Annotated in this window: 23 protein-coding genes and 3 pseudogenes; 10 read left to right on the top strand and 16 right to left on the bottom strand. The window is 60.9% G+C overall.

The window, feature by feature from the left end; genetic code table 11:
• The 3 genes from PMI09_RS21600 to cobT form a co-directional block, all read right to left on the bottom strand.
• Positions 1–404, bottom strand: a 404-nt coding sequence (locus PMI09_RS21600) for an acyl-CoA dehydrogenase family protein (RefSeq protein WP_007799442.1), incomplete at its 3' end; no start/stop codon positions are given.
• Positions 405–896: 492 nt separating this feature from the next.
• Complete coding sequence (locus PMI09_RS21590; protein WP_007799440.1) at positions 897–2,405, bottom strand: mechanosensitive ion channel family protein; 1,509 nt, start codon at positions 2,403–2,405, stop codon at positions 897–899.
• A gap of 945 nt (positions 2,406–3,350) precedes the next feature.
• Positions 3,351–4,367, bottom strand: a complete 1,017-nt coding sequence (cobT, locus tag PMI09_RS21580) for a nicotinate-nucleotide--dimethylbenzimidazole phosphoribosyltransferase (protein WP_007799438.1) — start codon at positions 4,365–4,367, stop codon at positions 3,351–3,353.
• Positions 4,368–4,506: 139 nt separating this feature from the next.
• Here cobT and PMI09_RS21575 point away from each other — a divergent pair, with 139 nt between their 5' ends.
• Genes PMI09_RS21575 through PMI09_RS21565 form a run of 3 tightly spaced genes read left to right on the top strand, consistent with a single transcriptional unit; the run spans position 4,507 to position 6,221 of the window.
• The gene (locus PMI09_RS21575; RefSeq protein WP_037083738.1) at positions 4,507–5,289 is read left to right on the top strand and encodes an adenosylcobinamide-GDP ribazoletransferase; all 783 of its coding nucleotides are present in this window, start codon (positions 4,507–4,509) and stop codon (positions 5,287–5,289) included.
• Positions 5,290–5,307: 18 nt separating this feature from the next.
• Positions 5,308–5,523, top strand: coding sequence for a DUF1289 domain-containing protein (locus PMI09_RS21570; RefSeq protein WP_037083732.1), 216 nt, complete (start codon positions 5,308–5,310; stop codon positions 5,521–5,523).
• Entirely contained in the window at positions 5,520–6,221 is a 702-nt protein-coding gene (locus PMI09_RS21565) for a TIGR02281 family clan AA aspartic protease (protein WP_007799434.1), read from the top strand. Before PMI09_RS21570 ends, PMI09_RS21565 begins: the two co-directional genes overlap by 4 nt.
• Before the next feature lie 30 nt (positions 6,222–6,251).
• Here PMI09_RS21565 and PMI09_RS21560 read toward each other — a convergent pair whose 3' ends face one another.
• The 3 genes from PMI09_RS21560 to PMI09_RS21550 all read right to left on the bottom strand — a co-directional run bounded on the left by PMI09_RS21560 (position 6,252) and on the right by PMI09_RS21550 (position 9,657).
• Complete coding sequence (locus tag PMI09_RS21560) at positions 6,252–7,013, bottom strand: ABC transporter permease (RefSeq protein ID WP_007799433.1); 762 nt, start codon at positions 7,011–7,013, stop codon at positions 6,252–6,254.
• Positions 7,010–7,936, bottom strand: a complete 927-nt coding sequence (locus PMI09_RS21555) for an ABC transporter ATP-binding protein (RefSeq protein ID WP_007799431.1) — start codon at positions 7,934–7,936, stop codon at positions 7,010–7,012. Before PMI09_RS21555 ends, PMI09_RS21560 begins: the two co-directional genes overlap by 4 nt.
• A gap of 389 nt (positions 7,937–8,325) precedes the next feature.
• A complete protein-coding gene (locus tag PMI09_RS21550; RefSeq protein WP_007799430.1) occupies positions 8,326–9,657 on the bottom strand; it encodes an extensin-like domain-containing protein in 1,332 nt (443 codons plus the stop codon).
• A 287-nt stretch (positions 9,658–9,944) separates the two neighbouring features.
• On the opposite strand from PMI09_RS21550, the gene PMI09_RS21545 reads away from it, so the two are divergent.
• Both PMI09_RS21545 and PMI09_RS21540 read left to right on the top strand, forming a co-directional pair.
• Positions 9,945–10,991 (top strand): sensor domain-containing diguanylate cyclase, encoded by a 1,047-nt coding sequence (locus tag PMI09_RS21545; protein ID WP_007799428.1) that lies wholly within the window; start codon positions 9,945–9,947, stop codon positions 10,989–10,991.
• A gap of 110 nt (positions 10,992–11,101) precedes the next feature.
• Positions 11,102–11,521, top strand: coding sequence for a DoxX family protein (locus PMI09_RS21540; protein WP_007799426.1), 420 nt, complete (start codon positions 11,102–11,104; stop codon positions 11,519–11,521).
• Positions 11,522–11,548: 27 nt separating this feature from the next.
• Here PMI09_RS21540 and PMI09_RS21535 read toward each other — a convergent pair whose 3' ends face one another.
• The 6 genes from PMI09_RS21535 to PMI09_RS21515 form a co-directional block, all read right to left on the bottom strand.
• Positions 11,549–12,958, bottom strand: coding sequence for a pyridoxal phosphate-dependent decarboxylase family protein (locus tag PMI09_RS21535; protein WP_007799424.1), 1,410 nt, complete (start codon positions 12,956–12,958; stop codon positions 11,549–11,551).
• Between the two features lie 145 nt (positions 12,959–13,103).
• Positions 13,104–13,346 carry a hypothetical protein gene (locus tag PMI09_RS21530; protein WP_007799422.1) on the bottom strand — a complete coding sequence of 81 codons (243 nt, stop codon included), beginning with the start codon at positions 13,344–13,346 and terminating at the stop codon, positions 13,104–13,106.
• Positions 13,347–13,418: 72 nt separating this feature from the next.
• Positions 13,419–13,613 (bottom strand): hypothetical protein, encoded by a 195-nt coding sequence (locus tag PMI09_RS21525; RefSeq protein WP_037083729.1) that lies wholly within the window; start codon positions 13,611–13,613, stop codon positions 13,419–13,421.
• Positions 13,614–13,774: 161 nt separating this feature from the next.
• On the bottom strand, positions 13,775–13,948 hold the full coding sequence (locus PMI09_RS31450) for a hypothetical protein (RefSeq protein ID WP_157213393.1): 174 nt from the start codon (positions 13,946–13,948) through the stop codon (positions 13,775–13,777).
• 113 nt (positions 13,949–14,061) lie between these two features.
• Entirely contained in the window at positions 14,062–15,723 is a 1,662-nt protein-coding gene (locus PMI09_RS21520) for an alpha/beta hydrolase (RefSeq protein ID WP_007799418.1), read from the bottom strand.
• Positions 15,724–15,880: 157 nt separating this feature from the next.
• A complete protein-coding gene (locus PMI09_RS21515; protein ID WP_007799416.1) occupies positions 15,881–17,701 on the bottom strand; it encodes a methyl-accepting chemotaxis protein in 1,821 nt (606 codons plus the stop codon).
• Between the two features lie 319 nt (positions 17,702–18,020).
• Here PMI09_RS21515 and PMI09_RS21510 point away from each other — a divergent pair, with 319 nt between their 5' ends.
• The 4 genes and pseudogenes from PMI09_RS21510 (at position 18,021) to PMI09_RS21495 (ending at position 19,840) form a co-directional block, all read left to right on the top strand.
• Entirely contained in the window at positions 18,021–18,407 is a 387-nt protein-coding gene (locus PMI09_RS21510) for an acyl-CoA thioesterase (RefSeq protein ID WP_007799415.1), read from the top strand.
• Positions 18,408–18,410: 3 nt separating this feature from the next.
• A pseudogene (locus PMI09_RS21505) lies at positions 18,411–18,998 on the top strand (hypothetical protein).
• A gap of 70 nt (positions 18,999–19,068) precedes the next feature.
• Positions 19,069–19,515 carry an SRPBCC family protein gene (locus PMI09_RS21500; RefSeq protein ID WP_007799409.1) on the top strand — a complete coding sequence of 149 codons (447 nt, stop codon included), beginning with the start codon at positions 19,069–19,071 and terminating at the stop codon, positions 19,513–19,515.
• Positions 19,508–19,840, top strand: a complete 333-nt coding sequence (locus PMI09_RS21495) for an ArsR/SmtB family transcription factor (RefSeq protein ID WP_193385413.1) — start codon at positions 19,508–19,510, stop codon at positions 19,838–19,840. Before PMI09_RS21500 ends, PMI09_RS21495 begins: the two co-directional genes overlap by 8 nt.
• Before the next feature lie 28 nt (positions 19,841–19,868).
• Here PMI09_RS21495 and PMI09_RS21490 read toward each other — a convergent pair whose 3' ends face one another.
• From PMI09_RS21490 to PMI09_RS21475, 4 genes and pseudogenes are all read right to left on the bottom strand, one after another.
• Positions 19,869–20,222 carry a DMT family protein gene (locus PMI09_RS21490; protein WP_007799405.1) on the bottom strand — a complete coding sequence of 118 codons (354 nt, stop codon included), beginning with the start codon at positions 20,220–20,222 and terminating at the stop codon, positions 19,869–19,871.
• 191 nt (positions 20,223–20,413) lie between these two features.
• A pseudogene (locus PMI09_RS31445) lies at positions 20,414–20,563 on the bottom strand (MFS transporter); the annotation flags it as partial.
• Between the two features lie 182 nt (positions 20,564–20,745).
• Entirely contained in the window at positions 20,746–21,072 is a 327-nt protein-coding gene (locus PMI09_RS21480) for a hypothetical protein (protein WP_007799401.1), read from the bottom strand.
• 82 nt (positions 21,073–21,154) lie between these two features.
• Positions 21,155–21,814, bottom strand: a complete 660-nt coding sequence (locus PMI09_RS21475) for a dihydrofolate reductase family protein (RefSeq protein ID WP_007799399.1) — start codon at positions 21,812–21,814, stop codon at positions 21,155–21,157.
• A 176-nt stretch (positions 21,815–21,990) separates the two neighbouring features.
• Between PMI09_RS21475 and PMI09_RS21470 the strand changes: the two are divergent.
• A pseudogene (locus tag PMI09_RS21470) lies at positions 21,991–22,334 on the top strand (excinuclease ABC subunit UvrB); the annotation flags it as partial.

Below are 22,334 nucleotides of genomic sequence, written 5' to 3'. Positions count from 1 at the left end.
GGCGGCAGCCACTTCTGTTTCTGCTCCTCCGAACCGTCGAGATAGATCGAGCCCATTGCCAGGCCGCTATGCACCCCGAAGAAGGTGCAGAACGAAGCGTCGACGCGAGCCAACTCCATAGCGACGAAGCCGAACAGCTTCTGGCTTCCGCCGGCGCAGCCGTAGCCATCGTACCCAAGGCCACCAATTCCCAGCTCCTTGAACGAAGGCAGAAGCTCGAAAGGAAACGCGTCGTCGGACCAGTATTTGTTGATAATCGGCTGGACCCTGGTCTCCATGTAGGCCCGCACCTTCTTGACCATCGCCAATTCGTCATGGGTCAGGACGTCGGCAAGCTGGTAGAAGTCGCTGTTCGGAGCCGGCAAAGGTTTGGTCTTGTTGTCTTCCTGGGCTGCGATTGCCATCCTCGTTCTCCTACTTAATTTTCCGATTTCTCGGTATGAAGGTTGAATTGGAGTATGGCTTCAGCCGACATTTTCTTCTTGGAGAAGTCTGCGGCGGCTATGACGTCCGTGCCGACTTCTTGCGGTCTTTTGGCGAGCGTTCGTCCAGGTGTGACGTGAATCGCGGTCTACGAACGGCACAGAATCTGCTCGGCGCAGTGAGTTTGGTGCGCGGGGCGGTTCGGCGTGGCAGCGAGGCCGAACGCGCTGAGTCGACTGACGATGTCCGCGTTTTGGGCTGCGATGTCGCGACGCAAGCGCACTCACCGGTGCTTCTCGATGTCGCCTCCGCACGGCAGCAGGTGGCTAGGCCGCGGACAATCGAACCGGCATCGATTAAGGGTTTCAGGATCTGGGAACTGCACACAGCAACGAACTGCCGAGGCGACAAACTAGTCGACCTCGCGCTCAACTTCTTGAACTGCGCGCGCGTTGAGCGGATCAGCCCGAAGGTCAGAGATCAAACAGATGCCTGATTCGCGCCCGTAGAGTCGGCACCGCTTTTGCAACAACTGACCCGTCGCTTCGCCCCAGCCGAAGTTGCTCATGTGCGTTTCGCTTCGAGAGCAGCGAGGCTAGTTCATCGGCAATCGCCGGACGGTCCTGCATCAATGGCGCCAGCCCCTGCTGCGTGATTTCATATGTAACAACGAAGGTGAGAGCTTGGATCGTACCCAGCTCGCCGGAGCCAGTCAGAAGGCCGCTTTCGCCGAGAAAGTCGCCAGGGGCCAAACGCCCCAGCTCCGTCTCTCGTATTCCATCGCGCCGTATGACGGCAACGACACCACTACGGATGATCATGAGGGAACTCAACACGGCATCCTGCTCTGCCACGATTTCACCCTTCCGGAAGGTCCGGCGGCTCATCGTCGAGGCCAGCGCTTCCTTCTCGTCCTCAGTCATCGACGCGAATAAGGCGATCGCATCAAGCAGTCGGCGCGGCGTCGTGTGCTGGCCAAAAGGCGGCTCATCGGTATGCGCCACAGCAACGGCCAGCCCGTCTGACGGTGACGAGAGGGTCAGACCCGCCGCTTTTGCATGCCGGTAAATCAGGTCAAAGACTTCGCTCTTTGCCTTTGCTACCGCGGCCAGGTCTTCGACCCTGAAACTCAGCTCGAGTTCAATCGCACTTGCATCCAGAGACACAACCTCAACAGTGGATTCATGGTCAGGCAGTCTCGAATTGCTGCTCAGCAGAACGGAGCGCATGACATCTGCCATCGCGGACGGAGGCGCGGTCGGACGGAACCGGGCCGTCAGCGTAACGCCGTGACTTCGTTCCGGGCTACTGAGATTTGTCAGCCTCGCCTTCGCGAGGTCGCTGTTGGGGACAACCACAAGATCGTTCGCACCGCTTAAAAGGTGTGTCGCCCGCCAATTCGTCTCGATGACCTTGCCCTCGATACCATTGCTGAGGACAATCCAGTCGCCGATGCCGTAGGGTCTGGCAAGGTTGAGCGCGATGCCCGAAAAGACATCACCAAGAGTGCTCTGCAGCGCAAGGCCGAGCATGATGGCCACTGCGCCTGACGTAGCAATTAAGGTCCCCACTGGCGCATTGAAGACATAGGCGACGACGGAGAGGATCGCTCCTACGTAAATGATGCCAACCACAAGATCTTGAAGAAGTCTGCCCTGTCGTGGTTGCCGCTCGAAGATCAGGAAGACACGGACGAGGCTGATCAGGGACCACGCGGCATTGGTCCACCATATGACTTTAGCGATCCCAATGAATACCCGCTGCAGCGTCGATGCATTCGCGGGGCCGGGTTCATAGGGAACGATTGCATGATAGAGCAGAAGGACGGTGAGCGCTAAAAAGAATACCAGCTGACCCACAAGGCGACGTGTCGGGTGACCGCGCAGCAGGACACGCGTTACCCACGCCCCGACCGCAGCTACTGCGCCGGTCTGGACGAACGGATCGGTGACGACGTTTATGATGGCGGTGTGGTTTAACATTGTGCCGACGGCAGCCTTCAGAGTTGTCCAGAGGGTCCTCAACGGTCCCGCACGAGGCCACGGCGCAATGAGTAGAGGGTGAGCCAAACGGCCATTGTCAAAATGGTCAGATCGACATCGCAAGCGTCGCTTCCGGCAATTCTCAACCTGTCGACGCTGGTGCTTTTTTGCGAAAACGTCCTTTGACTATTGAGCACTGGTTGCTTTGGCGTTTGATGCATGATCGATAGGGCCACGGTAAGCGGATAGCGCAGGACTCGCCAAGCTTCGAAAGCAACTCTGATAGGAAGCCCCAAGCGCCGACGTAGCTCTCCCGTTCCCCATCTTCTTTGCAGCGCGCAACAATCTCGCCGGGTAATTCTGGAAAACCTTTCTCAAGCCAATAGCTCCTTCAGTCAGTGCGCTCCGGCGCAGCCCACAATGCGGTGGCATCTGCATACTACTTGCACTTTCCGAGCGAGCCGGGATTGTATGGTGCTGCTGGACTTGGGACGAACGTGCGCAAAGAGTCCGCTGCGCGGGCGAGTTTGCCATGGTGTGGTCCACAGGTTGCCTGTGTGAAGAGTCGGCGCTTGCTCCTCGATCAGGTCGCAGACAAGTGGACAATTCTGATCCTTGAGGTTCTATGCGCCTCCGACGGAAGAGCGCGCTTGAACGCGCTGCGACGGCATACTATCACGCCGTTGGGATATACGCTCGAAGTGCCATTTAAGGCGCTGAATGACTGGGCCGCGGCCTATCTTCCCGAAGTCGAAGAAGCCCAGCATAGGTTCGATTCACGCGGTCGCTCATGAAGTGTCGCGCACCCAACCAGACGGCAGGATGGCCCTCCGCCGGGCGGGGTAGCCCGAGTGCATCGACAAGTCTCGAGACATGGCGGCTTACCGTGGCTTAGTGCCCAGACGTTATGTCAGCTGCCGTCAAGCCCTCACGGTGCTGAAGCACTCAGTGCTTGTTGCTGACGCCCGCCTGCGAGAACGTTGCCATGCCGGAATGGCAGGCCGCTGCGGCCTTGACGATGCCGGCTGCCAGGGCCGCACCCGTGCCTTCGCCAAGCCGCATGCCGAGCGCCAGAAGCGGTGTCTTACCGAGCATCTCGATGGCCCGCAGATGTCCCGGCTCGCCGGAGACATGGCCGATCAGGCAGTGATCAAGCGCCGAAGGATTGGCCGCCTGCAGGATGGCTGCTGCGGCGGTCGCGACATAGCCGTCGATCAGCACCGGAATCCGTTCGACACGCGCGGCAAGGATCGCCCCGGCCATCGCCGCGATCTCCCGGCCGCCAAGGCGGCGCATGATCTCCAGCGGATCGTCGAGATGATCGCTGTGCAACGCGACCGCTTTTTCGACGGCTGCAATCTTGCGCTCCAGCATATCGCCTTCCGAGCCGGTTCCCGGACCGACCCAGTCGCGCGCGGTGCCGCCGTAAAGCGCATAGTTGATCGCCGCTGCGATCGTGGTGTTGCCGATCCCCATCTCGCCGATGCAGAGCAGGTCCGTGCCGCCGGCAATCGCCTCCATGCCGAAGGCCATGGTCGCCGCACAGTCACGTTCGGACAAGGCGGGTTCCTCGGTAATGTCGCCGGTCGGATAGTCGAGCGCGAGATCGAAGACCTTCAGGCCGAGATCATAGGCCACGCAGATCTGGTTGATAGCCGCGCCGCCAGCCGCGAAATTCTCCACCATCTGCTGCGTCACGGTCGGCGGAAACGGCGTGATGCCCTGCCTGGTGACGCCGTGATTGCCCGCAAAGATCGCCACCAAAGGCCGGTTCACCGCCGGTGCCTTGCCCGTCCAAGCGGCAAGCCAGAATGCGATTTCCTCGAGCCGCCCAAGTGCGCCCGGCGGCTTCGTCAGCTGCGCATCGCGTTCGCGCGCGGCCGCGAGTGCTCTGGCATCCGGCCCCGGCAGATCGCGCAGAAGTGCCCGGAAATCGTCGAATGGCAGGCCTGAAACGCTCATGAATGCGGTTTCCTTGTCTTGGTCGGTAACTTGTCTTTTCGCTGCAAATCAGCTTCTTTCGTCGCCACTCTCTTAAAGGCAGGCGCGGAGGCGGACAACTCCAAAAGCGCTGCATATGGTCGCGGGGTCGGGCTGCACAATGAACATTGGAAAATACGCAACCGACGTCGCCCGCGCCGTTGCCTTCCTCAGCCGCATTCCGATGCCGCCTTCAGCCTTCGCCGATTTCAACGGCAAGCTTGACAGAGCCTCCCGCGCCTTTCCAGTCGCGGGCATTGTCATCGCACTCCTGCCTGCGCTTGTCTTCCTCGTGATGCTTTGCCTGCGCGCAGACCGGCTGATGTCGGCTTTCGCCGCGCTCGCCGTCCAGACGGCATTGACCGGCGCGCTTCACGAGGATGGCCTGGCCGACTGCGCCGACGGCCTCGGTGGCGGGCGTGACCGCGAGCATGCACTCACGATCATGAAGGACAGCCGCATCGGCACCTTTGGCGCGATCGCCTTGATCCTGTCGTTTGCGCTTCGAGCAGCGGCACTTGCCGCAGTCGCACGAGCAGCACCGCCGCTGGCCGCAGCACTCGCTATTCCGGCGATCGCCTGCATCAGCCGTGGCGCCCTCGTTTGGCACTGGCATCGGCTGCCATCGGCAAAACCCGATGGCGTGGCCGCCGCCGCAGGACAACCGGGCGAAGGCGCGATGCACATGGCGCTGGTTACCGGCGGCCTTCTCGCCGCCCTGCTGCTCTGGCCGAGCCTCGATCTCCTCCCCGTCGTCTGCGCGCTTCTTGCCTGTGGCTTGTCGGTCATGGCCTTCACCCGGTACGTCCGTCACAAGCTCGCCGGCCATACGGGCGATACACTTGGCGCCGCCCAGCAGATTTCGGAAATCGCCGCCGTTTGCGCCCTTGCCATGGCTTTGTGAAACCTCGATATAGATGGCATGCAAACACCCTGCATCCATGTCTGCTCCATCGATCCGGCAACCGGCCTGTGCATGGGTTGCGGCCGTACGCTTCCCGAGATCGGCGGTTGGATGTCCTTCTCCGACGAGGAACGCCGGCAGCTGATGGCCGTATTGCCCGCGAGGCTTGCCGCAAGCCGACTGGCAATCCCGCCACAGCCGACGATGCAGGCGACAGCGGAGCCGCGTGCATGAACCGTCTGACGATCGTCCTTGCGGTGATTGGCCTGGGCCTCGCCGTACTTATATTCAGCGACGACACGAGCCGGATCTTCGGCATGCGGACCGACGATTTCGGCCGCTTTGTCTATCTGCTTCCGATCGTGCTGATGCTGGCCGCCGGCATTTGGGCGCGGCGCACCAGCGCGAGCGAGACTTTGCGCAACCTGATGATCTGGCTCGTGCTGATCCTTGGTCTTGCGACCGTCTATCTCTATCGGCAGGAGGCGCTTGGCGTCGGCAACCGTCTGCTCGCCGGGCTCGTGCCGGGCCGCGCAGTGATCGTGACGACCAGCGAGGGCGGCCAAGAGGTGATCCTTCACAAGCTGCTGAACGGACACTACGAAGCGTATGTTACGATCAACGGCCAGAGCATTTCGATGCTGGTCGACACCGGCGCCAGCATGATCGCGCTTTCCCGCGAGGACGCGGAGCGGGTGGGCATCATCCCCGACAATCTCGAGTATTCAATGAGCGTCATGACGGCCAATGGTCGCGCCCGCGCAGCCCGTGTCACGCTCGCCGAGGTGGCAATTGGCCCGATCGTACGCCACAACGTTCCCGCCAGCGTCGCGCACGATGGCAAGCTCGACCAGAGCCTCCTCGGCATGAGCTTTTTGTCCACCCTCGGGTCTCTGCAGATCCAGACGGACGAGCTGCGGATGCGAGACTAGGGACGGCCCTGCACCTCGCGCCGGTCCCTGCTAGCTCCGCAGCCTGTATCCCGTCTTGAAGATCCAGCCGAGCGTCCCGAGGCAGATCGCCAGGAAGATCGAGATCATCCCGAGGCTCACCAGCGGATTGACGTCGGCGATGCCAAAGAAGCTCCAGCGGAAGCCACTGACGAGATAGAGCACCGGATTGAAGTGGCTCACAGCCTGCCAGAACGGTGGCAGCATGCTGATCGAATAGAAGCTGCCGCCAAGGAAGGTCAGCGGTGGCACGACGAGCATGGGGATCAGGTTCAGCTGCTCGAAGTTGGTCGCCCAGATGCCGATCATGAAACCGAACAGGCTGAACGTGATCGCCGTCAGCAGGAAGAACAGGACCATCATCACCGGATGCTCGATCCTCACATCCACGAATATATTCGCGGTTAGCAGGATGATAATCCCGATCATCAACCCCTTTGTCGCCGCAGCCCCGACATAGCCGAGCAGGATCTCGCTCATAGCCACCGGCGCCGACAACACTTCGTAGATCGTTCCGGTGAACTTCGGAAAATAGATGCCGAAGGAGCCATTGCTGATGCATTGGCCAAGCAGCGTCAACATGATCAGCCCGGGAGTGATGAACGCGCCGTAGGACACGCCCTCGACTTCCTGGATCCGCGAGCCGATCGCCGCGCCGAAAACGATGAAATAGAGCGAGGTCGAAATGACGGGCGAAACGACGCTTTGCAACAGCGTCCGGCGTGTGCGCGCCATTTCGAAGAAATAGATGGATTTGATTGCTTCGACGTTCATTTCGCTCCTCCCACGAGCGCCACGAAGATGTCTTCCAGCGAGCTCTGCTGCGTCGAAAGATCCTTGAAGTGAATATTGTGCTCGCCGAGCCGCGTCAGCAGCGTGGCGACGCTCTCCTGCTCGTTCTGAGCATCGAAATCGTAAATCAGGCGGCTGCCGTCTGCAGCGAGCGAAAGACTGTTGCCGGCGAAGCGCTCCGGCAGCTCTTGCAGCGGCTCGTTCAATTCGAGAATGAGCTGCTTGCGGCCAAGCTTCGCCATCAGCGCCGTCTTGTCTTCCACCAGCAGCAGCTCACCGCCGTTGATGACGCCGACGCGATCGGCAATCTCTTCTGCTTCTTCGATGTAGTGCGTGGTCAAGATGATCGTGACTCCGGAGCGCCGCAGCTTTTCGACGACGTGCCACATGTCCTTGCGCAGCGTCACATCGACGCCCGCGGTGGGCTCGTCGAGGAAAAGGATTTCCGGCTCATGCGACAGCGCCTTGGCAATCAGCACCCGCCGTTTCATACCGCCGGACAGTTGCCGCAGCATGTTGTCTTTCTTGTCCCATAGCGAAAGATCGCGGAGCACCTTCTCGATATGGGCCGGATCGGGTCGCTTGCCATGCAGCCCGCGCGAGAAGCTGACGGTGTTCCACACCGTCTCGAACTGATCCGTGGTCAGCTCCTGGGGAACGAGGCCGATCATCGAGCGCGTCGCCCGGAAATCCTTGACGACGTCATGACCGGCAACGGTCACCATGCCGCCGCTCGGATTGGTAATGCCGCAGACAATCGAGATCATCGTCGTCTTGCCCGCCCCGTTCGGCCCGAGCAACGCCAGGATCTCGCCCCTCTCGACATCGAGGTCGATGCCCTTGAGCGCTCGAAATCCATTGGCATAGGTCTTGGTGAGGTTTCGGATGGAAATGATCGGGGCCATAAAGGGCTCTTCTGACGTCTGCGGCGGAAGTTGCTGGGGCGCTATATATCCGCTTTGAGTAGTTTTGACATCCCGGCACAGATGAACAGAGTATTCACTTGCGTGAAAACGCGTCTGAAAGAAAAAAACATTCGCGCCTGTGGAAAACTCCAAAGCGACAAGATGTCATCAGCCGGTGATACTTTTCAGCCATAAAGACGGCGAGGCAAGCAAGCGCTCTCCGTCCCGCCGCACCCCTTGCGGAGAGCCGCCTGAGCGACCTCGTTACGCTCCCTTTGCTTCCTCGACATGCAGTGAAGTGTATCCAGTCATCACAAGACCTGACCCGGCTGGGCGCCGCCGCCCGCGCCGCGTTCTCCTTGGGCCGGCCTTCGAGCCGGCCTTTCCTTTCAATCGCAGTAGACCCTGCCGCTCTGGCGTGCCCTGAGATCGAAGTGGAAATGGTTCCAATGCTCCGGATTGCTACCGGGTCCGAGCACTGTGTTGAAATATTTACAGCTGTCGCTGCGCACGGCCTGCAGCAGCCTGCCTTCGCGGAACGAGAACAGCCCCTTCTTACGCACGTCGATCGCATGGCCGCTCTTCAGGACGAACTTGCCGACATCGATTGCGTTGCCGCGGGCATGCTCAGACATCGGATTGTAGCGCTGCCGGCTGTTGTTCATGCGCCGGCAGCTGTAACCGCCGAGCGGCTGAATGGTCTTGATGCCGGACCAGTAGCGAAACCGAGCGGATGGCGCGAGCTCGTTCTTGACCCATTTGGCGAAGGCAAGCGTCACCTGGCAATTCAGCGTCACCGCCGGGCGGACGCCGATATTGCCGGACAACCCCTGCAGGGAGATCGGGTACGGCACCTGGCAGGCCGGCCCGTTCGAGATCGGCGGCTTCTCGGAATAGACGACGCCCATCCGCTTCAATTCACGGCGGCAGGCAAGCTCCGAGGCCGGCATCACGCTCGGATCTACGGGGGCGGCCGGTTCGCTCATCATTGGCGCGGTCGGGTTGTTCGGTCGCAGCATGGCGACCTCCCGCTCCTCGTTCTCCTCAGGCACGCGCGCTGGCGCAACCACCGGCCTTCCATCGTTCCACACAGGCGCGTTGCCCATCTGCGCCTGCGCTGTGGGCGCCGGGATCCGCGCACGATTGAGCTGCGTCGGATTATCGGTACCGATGCCATCGACGACGGGCTGATCGGATTGGCCCTCGGCGATTTGCTGCTGTTGCTCCTCGGCGAGGCCGACCACAGGCTCGGCTCCAAGCTCGGCGTCCATATTGACACCGCCCTCGGGCACGATGAGCTGCTGGGTGCCGCCCCAGGTCGAAGGCTGATTGCGAAGAGAGCCGGCGGCGCCCTGCGCGCCCGCCATTGCCTCGTCGCTGTCGATCATCGGCAGCCGCCCGGGCTGTGCAGGTGCCTGACGCGTTTGCGGTTGGCTCTGGGCGCGGTGTTGTCCCGTTCCGGCAAGATTGGGTGTGTTGAGGTAGTCGACGGATCCCGCAGCATCACTGACCGGGGCAATTGCTGCCGGATAGGCCTGCTCAATCGGTGCCGTTTGCATCCGCGCCGCAGCCACGCGACGCTCAGGCGTAGAAATCGACCCTACCCGTGTGCCGTTGTCCACATCACCAGGCGGAATTAGGCCATCGGTCGAACACGTCACCAGAGCCGTCGAGAGCAGCACTGGCAGCACGTATTGCCGAAGTATGGAAACAAACGCCATGCTCTCATCGCTTCCGAGGAACGGCAGGGATCTAAAACTTACGCCGAAATTTAATGAAGAACGGTGAACGAAAGCTTACCTGGATTGCTTAAGCCCGCGTCTTGAGCCCGATATAGAGCCGGAACAGCACACGCAGGCCCGAAGGAGAAACGCTTGCCTGGACGCGCAGATGTTCCGGTTTGGGCATCGTTTCGTTCGACAACGCAACTTGCTGCACAATGCACAAAACGAAATCTTAAGTCATTCCAACGATTGTAGGATTTGGATCGTCAACCGTTGGGTCGGGAATGAAGCTCCTCGCTACTTTCGCCAAAATCGCCGCTCGCCTGGCACCATCCACGCGTGGCAGCCAGGCTGTGGTAGAAGCGCTCCAAAGTGTCGTCGCGGAAAAAGAACAGCAGCTCGAACAGCAGGCGATTGCCCTCGCCCACAGCCGCAAGATATTCGATCGCTCATCCGAAGCCGCACGGATCGGCGTGTGGGAATGCAGCCTGCCGGACAACTGCCTTGTCTGGACCAAGATGGTCTATGATCTCTTCGACGTGCCATACGAGGCCGATCTCGATCGCGCGGAGATCTTGAAATGCTATTCCAGGGATTCGCTGGCTGAACTTGTGCGGCTGCGCAGTCACGCGATTGAGGAGCGAAGCGGCTTTACGCTCGATGCCGAGATCGTGACGCCGAAGGGCAATACCCGTTGGATCCGTATCACGGCCACCGTCGAATGTGAGGGCGATGTCCCTCTCCGCATCTTCGGCATGAAACTCGACATCACGGCCGAAAAGATGATGTTCGACCAGATTCGCTATCTCGCGGAATTCGACATCCTGACCGGCCTACCGAACCGCGCGCAGTTCCAGTCTGCCCTGCAGCGTCTGCCCCAGCACGCTGTCGGCGAAACCGCCGCAGCCCTGCTTCTCATTGATCTCGACGGCTTCAAGGGCATCAACGACACCTTCGGCCACCAGGCTGGCGACGAGTGCCTCAAGGAAACGGCCAAGCGGCTGCTGGCAGCGTGCAAGGGAACGGACCTCGTGGCCCGTATTGGCGGCGACGAGTTTGCTGTCCTTGTCAGCGGCTGCAACAGCGCCGAAAGCGTCGCCAAGCTTGCTGAGACCGTCGTCCACTGCCTCAACCGCTCGGTCGAACGGGACGGGTCCAGAATGCATGTTGGTGCGTCCGTGGGCGTCGCCTTCTTCGATCCATCAATGAACTCCGACATCTTCGTTTGTGCCGACTCCGCGCTCTACAAGGCCAAGACTGACGGCAAGAACCGCTTCTGGATCCACGGGGCTCCCGCGAGTATCGACAATCCAAAAATGGACGCTGCCTAGCCTCCTGCTCACGCCGCGGGCTCAGGAGGCAAGGCTGACGAATCCTCGTCTCTGGTCTATGATGCGAGCACGCTGTCTCGGATCGTTGGTAGCGCGGCACGGAGGTTCCTATGGCAGACGGCAAATCCTCGGTCGGCACAGGAGCGATCGATATTGCGCTATTGATCGGCCGGCTGCTTCTCGCCTGGATCTTTCTGCATGAGGGCGTCTCGCTGGCGTTGAATTTTTCGGGCGCCGTCGAGATGGCTGCACAATTCGGCTTGAGTGTTCCACTGCTTGTGGCAACGATCGCTCTCCAGATCGGCGCCGGCCTATCCATCGCCGCCGGGCTTTTGACGCGCATCGGCGCGACCGCCTTGGGCCTGTTTTGCGTCGCCACTGCCACGCTCTATCACACCAACTTCAGCGATCAGAACGAACTCTTTCATTTCGAAAAGGACCTCGCCATTGCAGGCGGCATGTTCGTGCTCGCCGCCGTCGGTGCTGGCTCTCTCTCGATTGACAGTTGGCTGAGGGGCCGCGGGTTGTAGGGTGGCGCACGGCAGGTCACCATATGGTCACACGGCGTCTCGCCGCTCTGCCCGATAGGCTCTCAAGATTGCGTCGACCGCCTTCGCCACTTCGGCAGCGTTCGTCTGGTAATTGGTAACCGATAGGCGCATGACTTGTCTGCCGCGCCATGTCGCTCCGCCGGCAAACAGAGCGCCTTCGCGCTGCAAGGCGCCGATCGTTCGCCTGGTCAGGTCGTCGGCCTGTTCGCTCGGCAAGTCCGCTCCGAAGCGCACGATCACTTGGTTGAGCTGAACATCGTTGCCGATTGTAATTCCCGCCTCCTCAGCGAGCGCCAGCGCCACGCCGACGGCTGCGTCACACGCTCCGTCGATCAGGGTCTCGATGCCGCTACGCCCGAGATGCCGGATCATCGCCCATGTGGCAAAGCCGCGTGCCCGCCGCGACAGCTCCGGCACATAGTGCGAGGGATCCCGCTCGCCCTCGCTGGCAAGTGGCAGATAGCTCGCCGAAATGGTCATCGCCCGCCGATGTGCCAGTTCGTCACGCACGATCGCATAGCCACAATCATAGGGCGTCTGCAGCCATTTATGCCCATCGGTAGCCCAGCTGTCCGCCTGCTCCACGCCGGCGGTCAAATGACGCCGCCGCGCCGAGGTCTGCGCCCAGAGGCCGAACGCCCCGTCGACATGCACCCACGCGCCCTTCGATTTGGCGATCGGGATCAGCCTGCCGAAATCATCGCAGGCGCCAGTATTGATCTGCCCTGCCTGGAGGATCGTTGTGCAAGGGCCGGAGACGGCAGCCATGGCCTGCTCGAACGCCGCTGGTACGATGCGCCCCTGATCGTCCGTCGGGATCCGTACCACGCGATCGTGGCCGAGGCCGAGAAACTGCAGCGCGGAGAACACCGTCGTATGTGCATCATCGCCAATCAGCACCGTGATCGGCGGTGCTCCGAACAGTCCGTTGGCATCGACATCCCAGCCGGCCTGCAACAGCACCTCGCCTCGAGCAGCCGCAAGGCAGGTGAAGTTCGCGACGGTCGCGCCGGTGACAAGGCCGACAGAACAGCCCGCCGGAAGTCCAAGCAGCTGAAGCAGCCAGCGTGCGGCGACTGTTTCAACGGCCGCCGCCGAAGGCGACGCCGCATGGTTGCCGGCATTCTGTCCCCAGGCGCTCGTCAGGAAATCAGCGGCAACTCCCATGGGATGCGAGCCGCCGATGACCCAGCCGAAGAACCGCGCTCCGGTCATCAAGTGCAATCCAGGTTCCGCCGTCGCCACCAGCTCGTCGAGTACGTCGATCATCGGCGACGACAGTTCAGGCAGCGGGGCGCCAAAGGCCTCCACGGCGGCGGGATAGTCCCGCAAAGGACGATGCGGACGGCTGTCCGTCGTGTCGCGAAAACGTGCCGCATGAGCGGCGGCGATCGAGAACAATTCCTTAGTGCTCACGGCATCCGCCTCCCCGCCTATGCCCCGCGCCTCCCAAATACGCACGCGACATCGTTGCCCAAGCCTGCGGTGACGGAGAATAGCCTGAACCTTATGCCCGTGCCAGCCCGGCGCTCACAACTCGCAACGGTGGCGCCCGAGAACATCAGCCCCCGGCACTGCGACACGCAGTCGGGCTAAAGTCGTTGCCGGATAAACGAGCCGCGTCGCGCTTCTCGTTGCCGTACAGCTCGTTCATGATCTTGGCAACTTCGACGGCGTGGCGTTCCGTCAAGCCATGCAATATCTGTCCGCCGAACGATGCAGGCTCTTCTGTCTGGTTGTCCCACACCATCCAGAGATCGAGTGGGTCGCAAATGACGTCGTAACGTTGATCGGTACTACACATGGGTAAATTGCCTCAAGAACCCTACCCGATTAAGCCCCTGACTCTTAACGTGCTCTTGCTTCGGACGACCAATTAGCGCGAGCGATTTCTTGTCCTGATGATCGGGAAGCCCAAAAAATACCAGGACAAGGCTGTTCCCAAACCCACCGGCGCGATCGCACCGATGTTGCCGCCACGCAGCAGGCAGGCCAGAAGCCCCGCGACCACCCCGACGATCACCAGATCGATCAGACACGGCCGCGACTCGGATGATGATTTCTCTCCCATGATCTCGACTTAGGTCATCCGCCGATGTTGACAAAGGCCTCGCGGTTGCGATGCCTAACAAAGCCTGAATGTCAGCCTCGACACCTCTCCAAGGGAGGTCCAACGTGCCGATTCGAAGCGCCCGCCGCCGCTGACGCGGTATAAATCTGACACTTTCTCAATTATCGCGCAGGAACGCTGCCCGTGACGATCCGGTCTGTCTTCATCACCTGCATCTGCGGCCAGTTGGACGCGGCTTCACTCGCCGGACGACTGCCGACCGCCAGAATTGTGATCAAACCAGCCACGATAGCAGTAAGAAGCAATCCGCTGTAGGTCATTGTTTCGAGCCTCAATGCTGTGGTTTCCCAGCCACTGCGGCGCAAACTGATACGAGACGCTAAATGAAAAGCTAACAAGCATGGTTAATGCACAGCGTTTCCCGGTTTAGGACGCTGACTGTGGATAACTAGTCACCTACGCCTGCCTGCACCGATCGGGCCTCGAACAGCCGTTTCAGCGCATCGATCTTCTCGGCATCAATCTTCGCGTCCGTCACGGCAACCCAACCGTCAATATAGTGCTGCGGCGCATAGACGTGGCCGTACCCCATCGGAGAGCTCGTTGCGATCGCCAAATCGACCAGCAATTGCAGCATCGTCAGCGCGGGAAACCAGCGCAGGCTCGGCGAAACGTCCGGCCCGCGCGGACGCCTCATCCAGGCCGGTTCCCGATAGAAAGAATAGGGATCGAAGAATGTCACGGCATCGCTGGCATACTGCAGATAGACGATGCGAATGGGTCCCCAGTTTGCGCCGGGAATATCCAACTGGTTCGTCTGGTTGGTGAACCGGATGAGAGACCCGTCGCGGAACTGCGGCAACCACGCAGGCGATTGGGGATTGCGCGCCGCCGTCACGTCTCGCCACATCCTGCTTTCAAAAGGCGGCCCGCTCCACAACGCCCCCTGAAATGGATCCGCCACGATGTCGAAGATATCGGCCGAGACCTGCGAATTCAGCGCTCCGAGGCTGAGGCCGTGCAGGTAAAGCTTCGGTCGCCCGTCCCGTGGCAAGGTCGTCCAGTAACCGTAGACTTCCCGAAACAACGCCCTGGCGGACGCCGAACCGTATTCCGGCTCGACCAGCAGCGACAACCAACTCGTGAGATACGAATACTGAAGCCCGACGCTCGCCACGTCGCCGTGATGCAGATATTCGAGCGTATCCATTGCCTCCGGATCGATCCAGCCAGTTCCCGTCGGAGCAATGATGACGAGGAGCGAGCGTTCGAACGCGCCTTGGCGCTTCATCTCTTCGAGCGCGAGCTTTGCGCGCTCTTCAATCGTTTCCGCGTTGTTCAGACCCACATAGGTACGCAGCGGCTCGCGCGCCGGCGTCTTCCAGAAATCGCCGATCTGCGCAGCTGTCGGGCCGGACACAATGAAATTACGGCCCTGGCGCCCAAGTCCCTCCCAAGTGACAAGCGAGGCGGCGCTTCCGGTCTTTGCCGGATCACCTGGCATGGGGACGCCGTCTTCCAGAAGCGCATCGACCCTCTGGAATGAACTATCGGCTAGATGCAACGCTGCACGCAGCAGCACGCCGTCACCGACAGACCAGAAGAGTGCGATCGCAAGGACACCCCCGATCACTTGAGAAACGCGGCGCGGCACGAAGCGCGATAGCCATTCCGACAGGAACAAACACGTCAGCCGGAACAGCCGACCGATCAGAACCGCAATGAAGAAGGCAACGATTGCGACAAAGGCGACGCTGAAGGGCTCAGCCGTATCGACCCGCTCCATGTGCCATAAGTCGCGGATCGAGTTCTGCCATCCCGCAGCGCGCCACAGGACGAGCACTGACAGCACAATACCAAGTCCGCAAACGATCAAGTTGCCGGGCAGTCTTCGTCCCGCCGGCATCGGCAGCTCTAGGTATTTCCAGAGCCATGTAAAGGTTACCCCGAACAGATACCCTACGGCGGCGGCGATGCCGGATAGCGCGCCTTGAACAAAGAAGGATCGTGGCATGAGGCTCGGCGTCAGCGACGCGGCAAAGACGATGAAGCCAAGTGCCAACCCCGGCGTCGAAAGCGATGCGAATAGGCGCAGCAGCAAACGTCTCATGCGTTCCTCTCATGCTTCTCGCGCCGATAACGACCGGCCCTGCACCTTACTATCTGAAAGCGCAAATTCAAGGGACGCAACGGGCAGGTAGGCATCACGAAAAAGGTCCCCCGTGGCGTCGCCCGGGAGACCCTTGGCCTATTTGTTAGTCAGCTAATCAGGCAGCGCGGGAAATCCGTCCCGCGCTGCTGCCACCGGCGGCGCGCAGCCTGAAATTGGCCAGCAAGGTGCCCAGCTGCCGGCTTTCTTCGGCCAGCGTCTGGCTTGCGGCCGTCGTCTCCTCCACCATCGCGGCATTTTGCTGCGTCATCTGATCCATGTGGTTGACCGACGTGTTGATCTCGTTGAGTCCCGTGGCCTGCTCGCGCGCTGCAGTCGCAATCGAGGTCACGTGATTGTTGACGCGATTGACCAGTTCCTCGATTTCAAGCAGCGCATCACCGGTGGAACGCACCAGCGTCACGCCGTTGCCGACCTCGCTTGCCGAGGTGCGGATCAATACCTTGATCTCCTTGGCGGCATTGGCGGAGCGTTGCGCAAGTTCGCGCACTTCCTGTGCTACCACAGCAAAACCGCGGCCCGCCTCGCCTGCACGCGCCGCCTCGACGCCGGCATTCAGCGCGAGCAGGTTCGTCTGGAAGGCAATCTCATCGATGACGCCGATGATCTGGCTGATACGGTTTGATGAGTCCTCGATGCGGTTCATCGCGGTGACCGCATTGCGGACGATCTCGCCGGACTTGCCGGCGCTGGTCTTGGTTTCCGCCACCATCTCGCGGGCTTCGGCCGCACGTTCCGAAGCGGTCCGCACGGTCGCGGTGATCTCGTCGAGCGCCGCCGCCGTCTCCTCCAGCGCGGCCGCCTGCTGCTCGGTGCGCTTCGACAGATTGTTCGTGGCTTCACTAATGTCGCTGGCGCTGTCGCTAACGACGCGGGTCGATTCCGCGATCGCCTGGATGACGCCGCTCAGCGCATCGACGGCCGAGTTGAAGTCGGAACGCAGCTTGGCGTAGTCGTCGCCGAGATCGCCGATGGACACGGTGAGGTCGCCGGCAGCCAGTTTCTCAAGTCCCGCACCGAGCGACTGGATGGCAAAGGTCTGGCGATCCGCTGCCGAGCGCCAGTTGGCCTCGTTGCCGCGACGCTCCTCCTCGATCTGCAGCTGGTGCCGGCTCTCGCGATCGCGCATCAGGGCTCGCTCGCGGACGGAATCACGCAGCACAAGCAGAGACTTCGCCATGGCGCCGATCTCGTCGCGCCGGTCGTGGTCGACGATGTCGACGGCGTCGCGCTCATCAGCAATGGCGTTCATCGCGCCCTTCAGTCGAGCAATCGGAGACGTCACGCTGCGCACGATGCCAAAAGCGACGCCGAGGATGACGATCGCGCCGACGAGGCAGGCGCCGGCCGCCCAGATCGCGTGCTGGCGATAAAGCGCCGCAAGATCGTCAGCGTAGACGCCGGTGCCGACGACCCAGCCCCACGGCTCGAAGCCGACCACGTGCGAATATTTCAGAACCGGATCGGCCGCGCCCGGCTTCGGCCAGTAGTAGTCGACGAAGCCTTCGCCACTCTTCTTCACGGTATTGGCGAACTCGACGAAGATGAACTTGCCGGTCGGATCCTTGTTCTGGGACAGGTCCGTTCCGTTCAGCTCCGGCTTGATCGGATGCATGACCATCGTCGGATGCATGTCATTGATCCAGAAGTAGCCGTTACCGCCGTAGCGCATGGCCGAGATCACGTCCTTTGCCGCGGTCTGCGCCTGCTCCCGCGTCATGGCGCCGGACTGTTCCAGCTTGTAGTATTTCTGGAAGATGGCGATCGCCGTCGCATCCATTTGCGCAAGACCATGCTTGCGCTCGCTCTCCAGCTTCGCGTGCGAATAGTTGAGGAAGAAGGTGATGGCGAGAACCAGAATAGTCAGCGCCAGCCCCACGAGAGAATAGAGGCGGGTGGAAATCTTGACGTTACGCATTGAGCCCCGGCAGTTCAGAATTTGAGAATAGTCAAATACTGCTATGCGGGCCTTACCGGATCGTGAATTTTAATTAGAGTTGACTCAACTGCCTTAGGGTGAGCGTTTTCGTCAGCAGCTCAAATTTCCGTGCAAATCATTGATCTATATCGGCAATAAGCGGTTGCCACAAATCGCGCTAGGTAATTTCTCATAGAACTATGGTAGCAGATGCGGCGACGAACCTGCTGCCTCTGGACAGCGCTGCGTTTCGCTTCAGAGGCATCTGCGCTACGGTCCTTTCGGAATCGCTATCTATCTTGCCGAACAGGAGCCTTGCATGACCGACAACGCCAAGCCGAACGGCGCGCTGACCCTTCGCACCGTTGCCATGCCCGCCGACGCCAATCCGGCGGGCGATATTTTCGGTGGCTGGGTCATGGCGCAGATGGACCTTGCCTCGGGCATTACCGCGTCCGAGCGCGCCAAAGGCCGTGTCGTCACGGCCGCCGTCAAGGAGATGGCCTTCGCCCTGCCGGTGAAGATCGGCGATACGCTCTCGGTCTACACAACGATCGAGGCCGTCGGTCGCACCTCCATCACGCTCTCGGTCGAGGCATGGGCAACGCGCGCCCGCTACAACAACATGGAACAGGTGACAGCGGCGACCTTCATCATGGTTGCGCTCGACGAGAGTGGAAAGCCGAAGCCGGTCCCCGCAGAGTAAGCCATGGAAACGGTCGCCTCGCCCGAGGTCTTTCTCCACATCAAGGTGGTGATGGGGATGGTGATCTCGCTGAGCCTTGCGCGGCTGCTGACCGGCATCGCCGGCATTATCCAGCATCCGGCAAAGGCCAGGCCCTATGCCGTGCATCTCGGCTGGGCGGCCTCCATGTTTCTCTTCATCATCCACATCTGGTGGTGGGAATACCGGCTGCAGGCGGTGCCGGTGCTGCATTTCGGCATCTACCTGTTTCTGGTTTCTTTCTGCTGCCTGTTCTTCATGCTCTGCGCCCTGCTCTTCCCCGCCTCGCTCGACGAATACGGTGGCTACGAGGAGTATTTCTACTCCCGCCGGCGCTGGTTCTTCGGCACGCTCGCCCTCACCTAAGCCATCGATATCGTCGACACTGCGATCAAGGGCACTGATCACATCCAGTCCATCGGCTGGGAGTTTCCGGCGCGCAATATCGTCTATGTCATCCTCTGCGTCATTGCCGCATGGACGGCCAACCGCCGCTTTCACGCGGCCTTTATCTGGCTCAATCTGGTCTATCAGGTCAGCTTTATCTTACGCATTTATGACGTCCTCGGATAGAGAGGTGCAACTTTTTGGTTGCCAATCAACGACAGATATGAGATTAAAAGGCAACCAGGAGGTTGCTGATATGTCTGACCGCATCGAGAAGATCATCGAACTGAATGCACCAGTCGAGCGCGTCTGGAAAGCCATCACCGATCACCGCGAATTCGGCGAATGGTTCCGCGTCCAACTGGACGGCCCCTTCGTGCCGGGCGAGAATTCGACAGGTAACATCACCTATCCCGGCTACGAACACATTCGTTGGCAGGCGACCGTCAAGCGCATGGAGGAGCCCGAGCTCTTTTCCTTCACCTGGCATCCCTACGCCGTCGATCCCAATATCGATTATTCCGGTGAACCGCCGACTCTCGTCGAGTTCCGCCTGGAGCCGACGCCGTCCGGTTCACGACTGACGGTCACGGAATCGGGCTTCGATAAGGTCCCGCCGCACCGGCGCGAGGAAGCCTTCCGTATGAACGACGGCGGCTGGGCCGCGCAGATGAAAAACATCAAGGAATACGTCGATCGCTAACGTCGAACTCCATCGCGAGAACGCGGCGATCCTGTTTGCCGCCCTCGGAGACCCGACGCGCCTGTCGCTGCTGACGACCCTCAGTGACGGGCGCGAACGCTCGATCGCAGGTCTTTCGGTCGGCACCGTGCTCACCCGCCAGGCGGTGACGAAGCATCTGCGCGTGCTGGAACAGGCGGGCCTCGTCCACTCGACGAAGGTCGGGCGGGAAAGCCACTTCGCATTCCAACCGGATCGGATCGGCGAAATGCGCGCCTATCTCGACAGCGTCTCCCGGCAATGGGATGACGCGCTCGAACGCCTGCGCGCCTTCGTGGAGCGGTAGGAGTAGCGCGCCAGCCAGCCTGTCAGCCCTAACCGCGGAAAATGAAGGATGCGCCGATCGCGATCAGGGCAAAGCCGATCACGTGGTTCCAGGTCAGGCTCTCGCCGAGCCAGAAGACCGAGAAACCCGAGAAGACAAGCAGCGTGATCACTTCCTGCATCGTTTTGAGCTGCGCCGTCGAATAGACGGCCGAACCGATACGGTTGGCCGGTACGGCAAGGCAGTATTCGAAGAAGGCGATCGCCCAGCTGACGACGATGGCGATGAACAGCGCCGCGCCCTTGTGCTTGAGATGCCCATACCAGGCGAAGGTCATGAAAATGTTGGAAGCGAAAAGCATCACAATCGGCCAGACGGCGGCCGGGTTGAAGGCAAAGGGCATGGGTGATTCCCGACGTTGAAACTGGCGGCAGCATGTATCGCCAAATTTCCGCTCCGCAAGAGGCTGCACTGACTTGCAGCTTCACGCTTGCCCAAGCCGAGGGCGACATCTCTATGATGTCGCCCAAACACAATCAGTGATTGACGTTGATTTGTGGGAGATCCTCAAAGGCTGTGCGCCTAATACGAGAAGGCATCCGAGACGGCGGGAACGTCGGTGTGGAACTCCTCGGCGATATATTTGAGAACGAAGACCAGTATGAAGAAATCGAAGGCATCGAGCGTCCCGCCGAGATAGCTGGCGATGACAGTGTTGCGCTGCTGCGGGGTGAGCGCGCGCAGGCCCTACATTGCGGACATCATTGCTCCTCCGTCCGAAAGCGGCGGCGAGGCGGGCAATTTCCGGATGCCGTCGAAGAGAGGGATCGCCCGGGGATGGGCGAGGTTGACGCTGTGACAGGCAGCCTCGTCTAACGTCAGCATTTTGCTGTCCTGGTTCCCGCCTGCGACAGTTTGACCGTCGCTCAGCGTTCGGCCGCCAACTTCTCGCGAATACGATGCGGCCCGCCCGTCATACGTCGGGCAAATGGATGGTCCGGGTCAAAGACGCGCCAGAACGGAGCGCTGCCATCCTGGCTGATGCGTACCAGCTGCTGCTGCACCGTCACCGGGCAGCACGCATCCGCGCCGTATTCCGCCGCGAGCGTGCGCCTGATCTCCCCCAGAGCCGACAGACGACCCGCTTGAGCCGCCCGCAAGGCGTCGACGACCATCTTTTCGCTCGGGATTAGCATCCGCTGCTCAAGGTTCTTGCCCTTGCGCCGCATTTTGATGACCGGAACGTCCTCCATGACTTACCTCCACATACGCCTTCGATCGACGCGAAGAGCAACGGCGATGCGCCGTTCTCCGCATACGGCACTGAATGGTCGCTCACGTCAGGCTCTTTCTCCGCTCCAGCTCGGCGGCCGTCGGCTGTTCGAACTCGAACGAGCCGGGCACGATGTCGCCGCTACGAACATACTTGTTAGTCGTCACGCCGGAGCCCGAAACCCGGGAACCGACGAGTTTCATGGCGCCAGCAAAGGCGCCGTCGCCGAACAGTTTCTTGCCGTTGCCGAGCACGACGGGAAAGAATGAAATATGCAGTTCGTCGACCAGGTCGTTCTTGAACAGCGTCTGCAGGAAGTCGGTCGATCCCTGCGTCAGGAGATCCGGGCCGTCGCTGCTCTTCAACGCCCTGAGCGCGCCAACCACGTCGGCCCCCAGCACCTGGCTGTTCTGCCAGCTGGGCCTGAACTCCCGATTGCGGGTCGCGACGTATTTGGTGATCCGGTCGAACAGCGGACCGATCGGGTCGTCGGCCGCCACATAAGGCCAGTGCGCGGCGAAGATGTCGTAGGTCTTGCGGCCGAGCAGCAGATCGAAAGGATTGGCGAACATCTCGCCCACGGCCTCGCCCATCGCTTCGTCGAAATAAGGCGCGGCCCAGCCGCCATACTTGAAGCCGCCGATCGGATCCTCGTCCGGACCGCCCGGCGCCTGCATGACGCCGTCGAGACTGACGAATGCACCTGTAATGATCTTCCGCATCTCTCTCCTTGGCGAGAACGTTCACTGCCCCAGGGACGGTCGGCCGCGGGTGGTGCCGACAACCGGTGGAGATAAAAATCAAACGCCACTGTTTGCCAAATCCGAACGATTCTTTTGTTTCCCTTTTGTACTCTTTGCCTCTTCACTTTCGCAGTGAGTCTCGCCATATTCCGGCCATGGCCAAAGCTCCGAAGAAATCTCCCGCCCCGAACGGCTTCGAGGAAGCCCCACAGTCGTCTTTTGAAGGTGCCCCTCTAGAGGGTTCCGTCGCCGACTGGGTGAAGCAGCTGGAAGCCGATGCGGAGGCCTCCGGCGTCGAGACCCAGCGCCAGATCGCCTCGAAGGCCGGAAAGCACCGCAAGAAGGTGGAGATCGCCGCCTCCAAATCCGCGCGCGGCACCTCTATGGGCGGTTCGACCGATCCGAAGACCCGCGCCGCCGCCGGCCTCAATCCGGTGGCAGGCATGGACACGACGCTGGAGGAAGCCGCCTCGCTGCAGGCTGGGACCGCCGTCACCGC

It is taken from the genome of Rhizobium sp. CF122, from assembly GCF_000282035.1.
In the GTDB taxonomy this organism is placed as follows: Bacteria; Pseudomonadota; Alphaproteobacteria; order Rhizobiales; family Rhizobiaceae; genus Rhizobium.
This window is presented reverse-complemented; position numbering and strand designations above follow the sequence as displayed.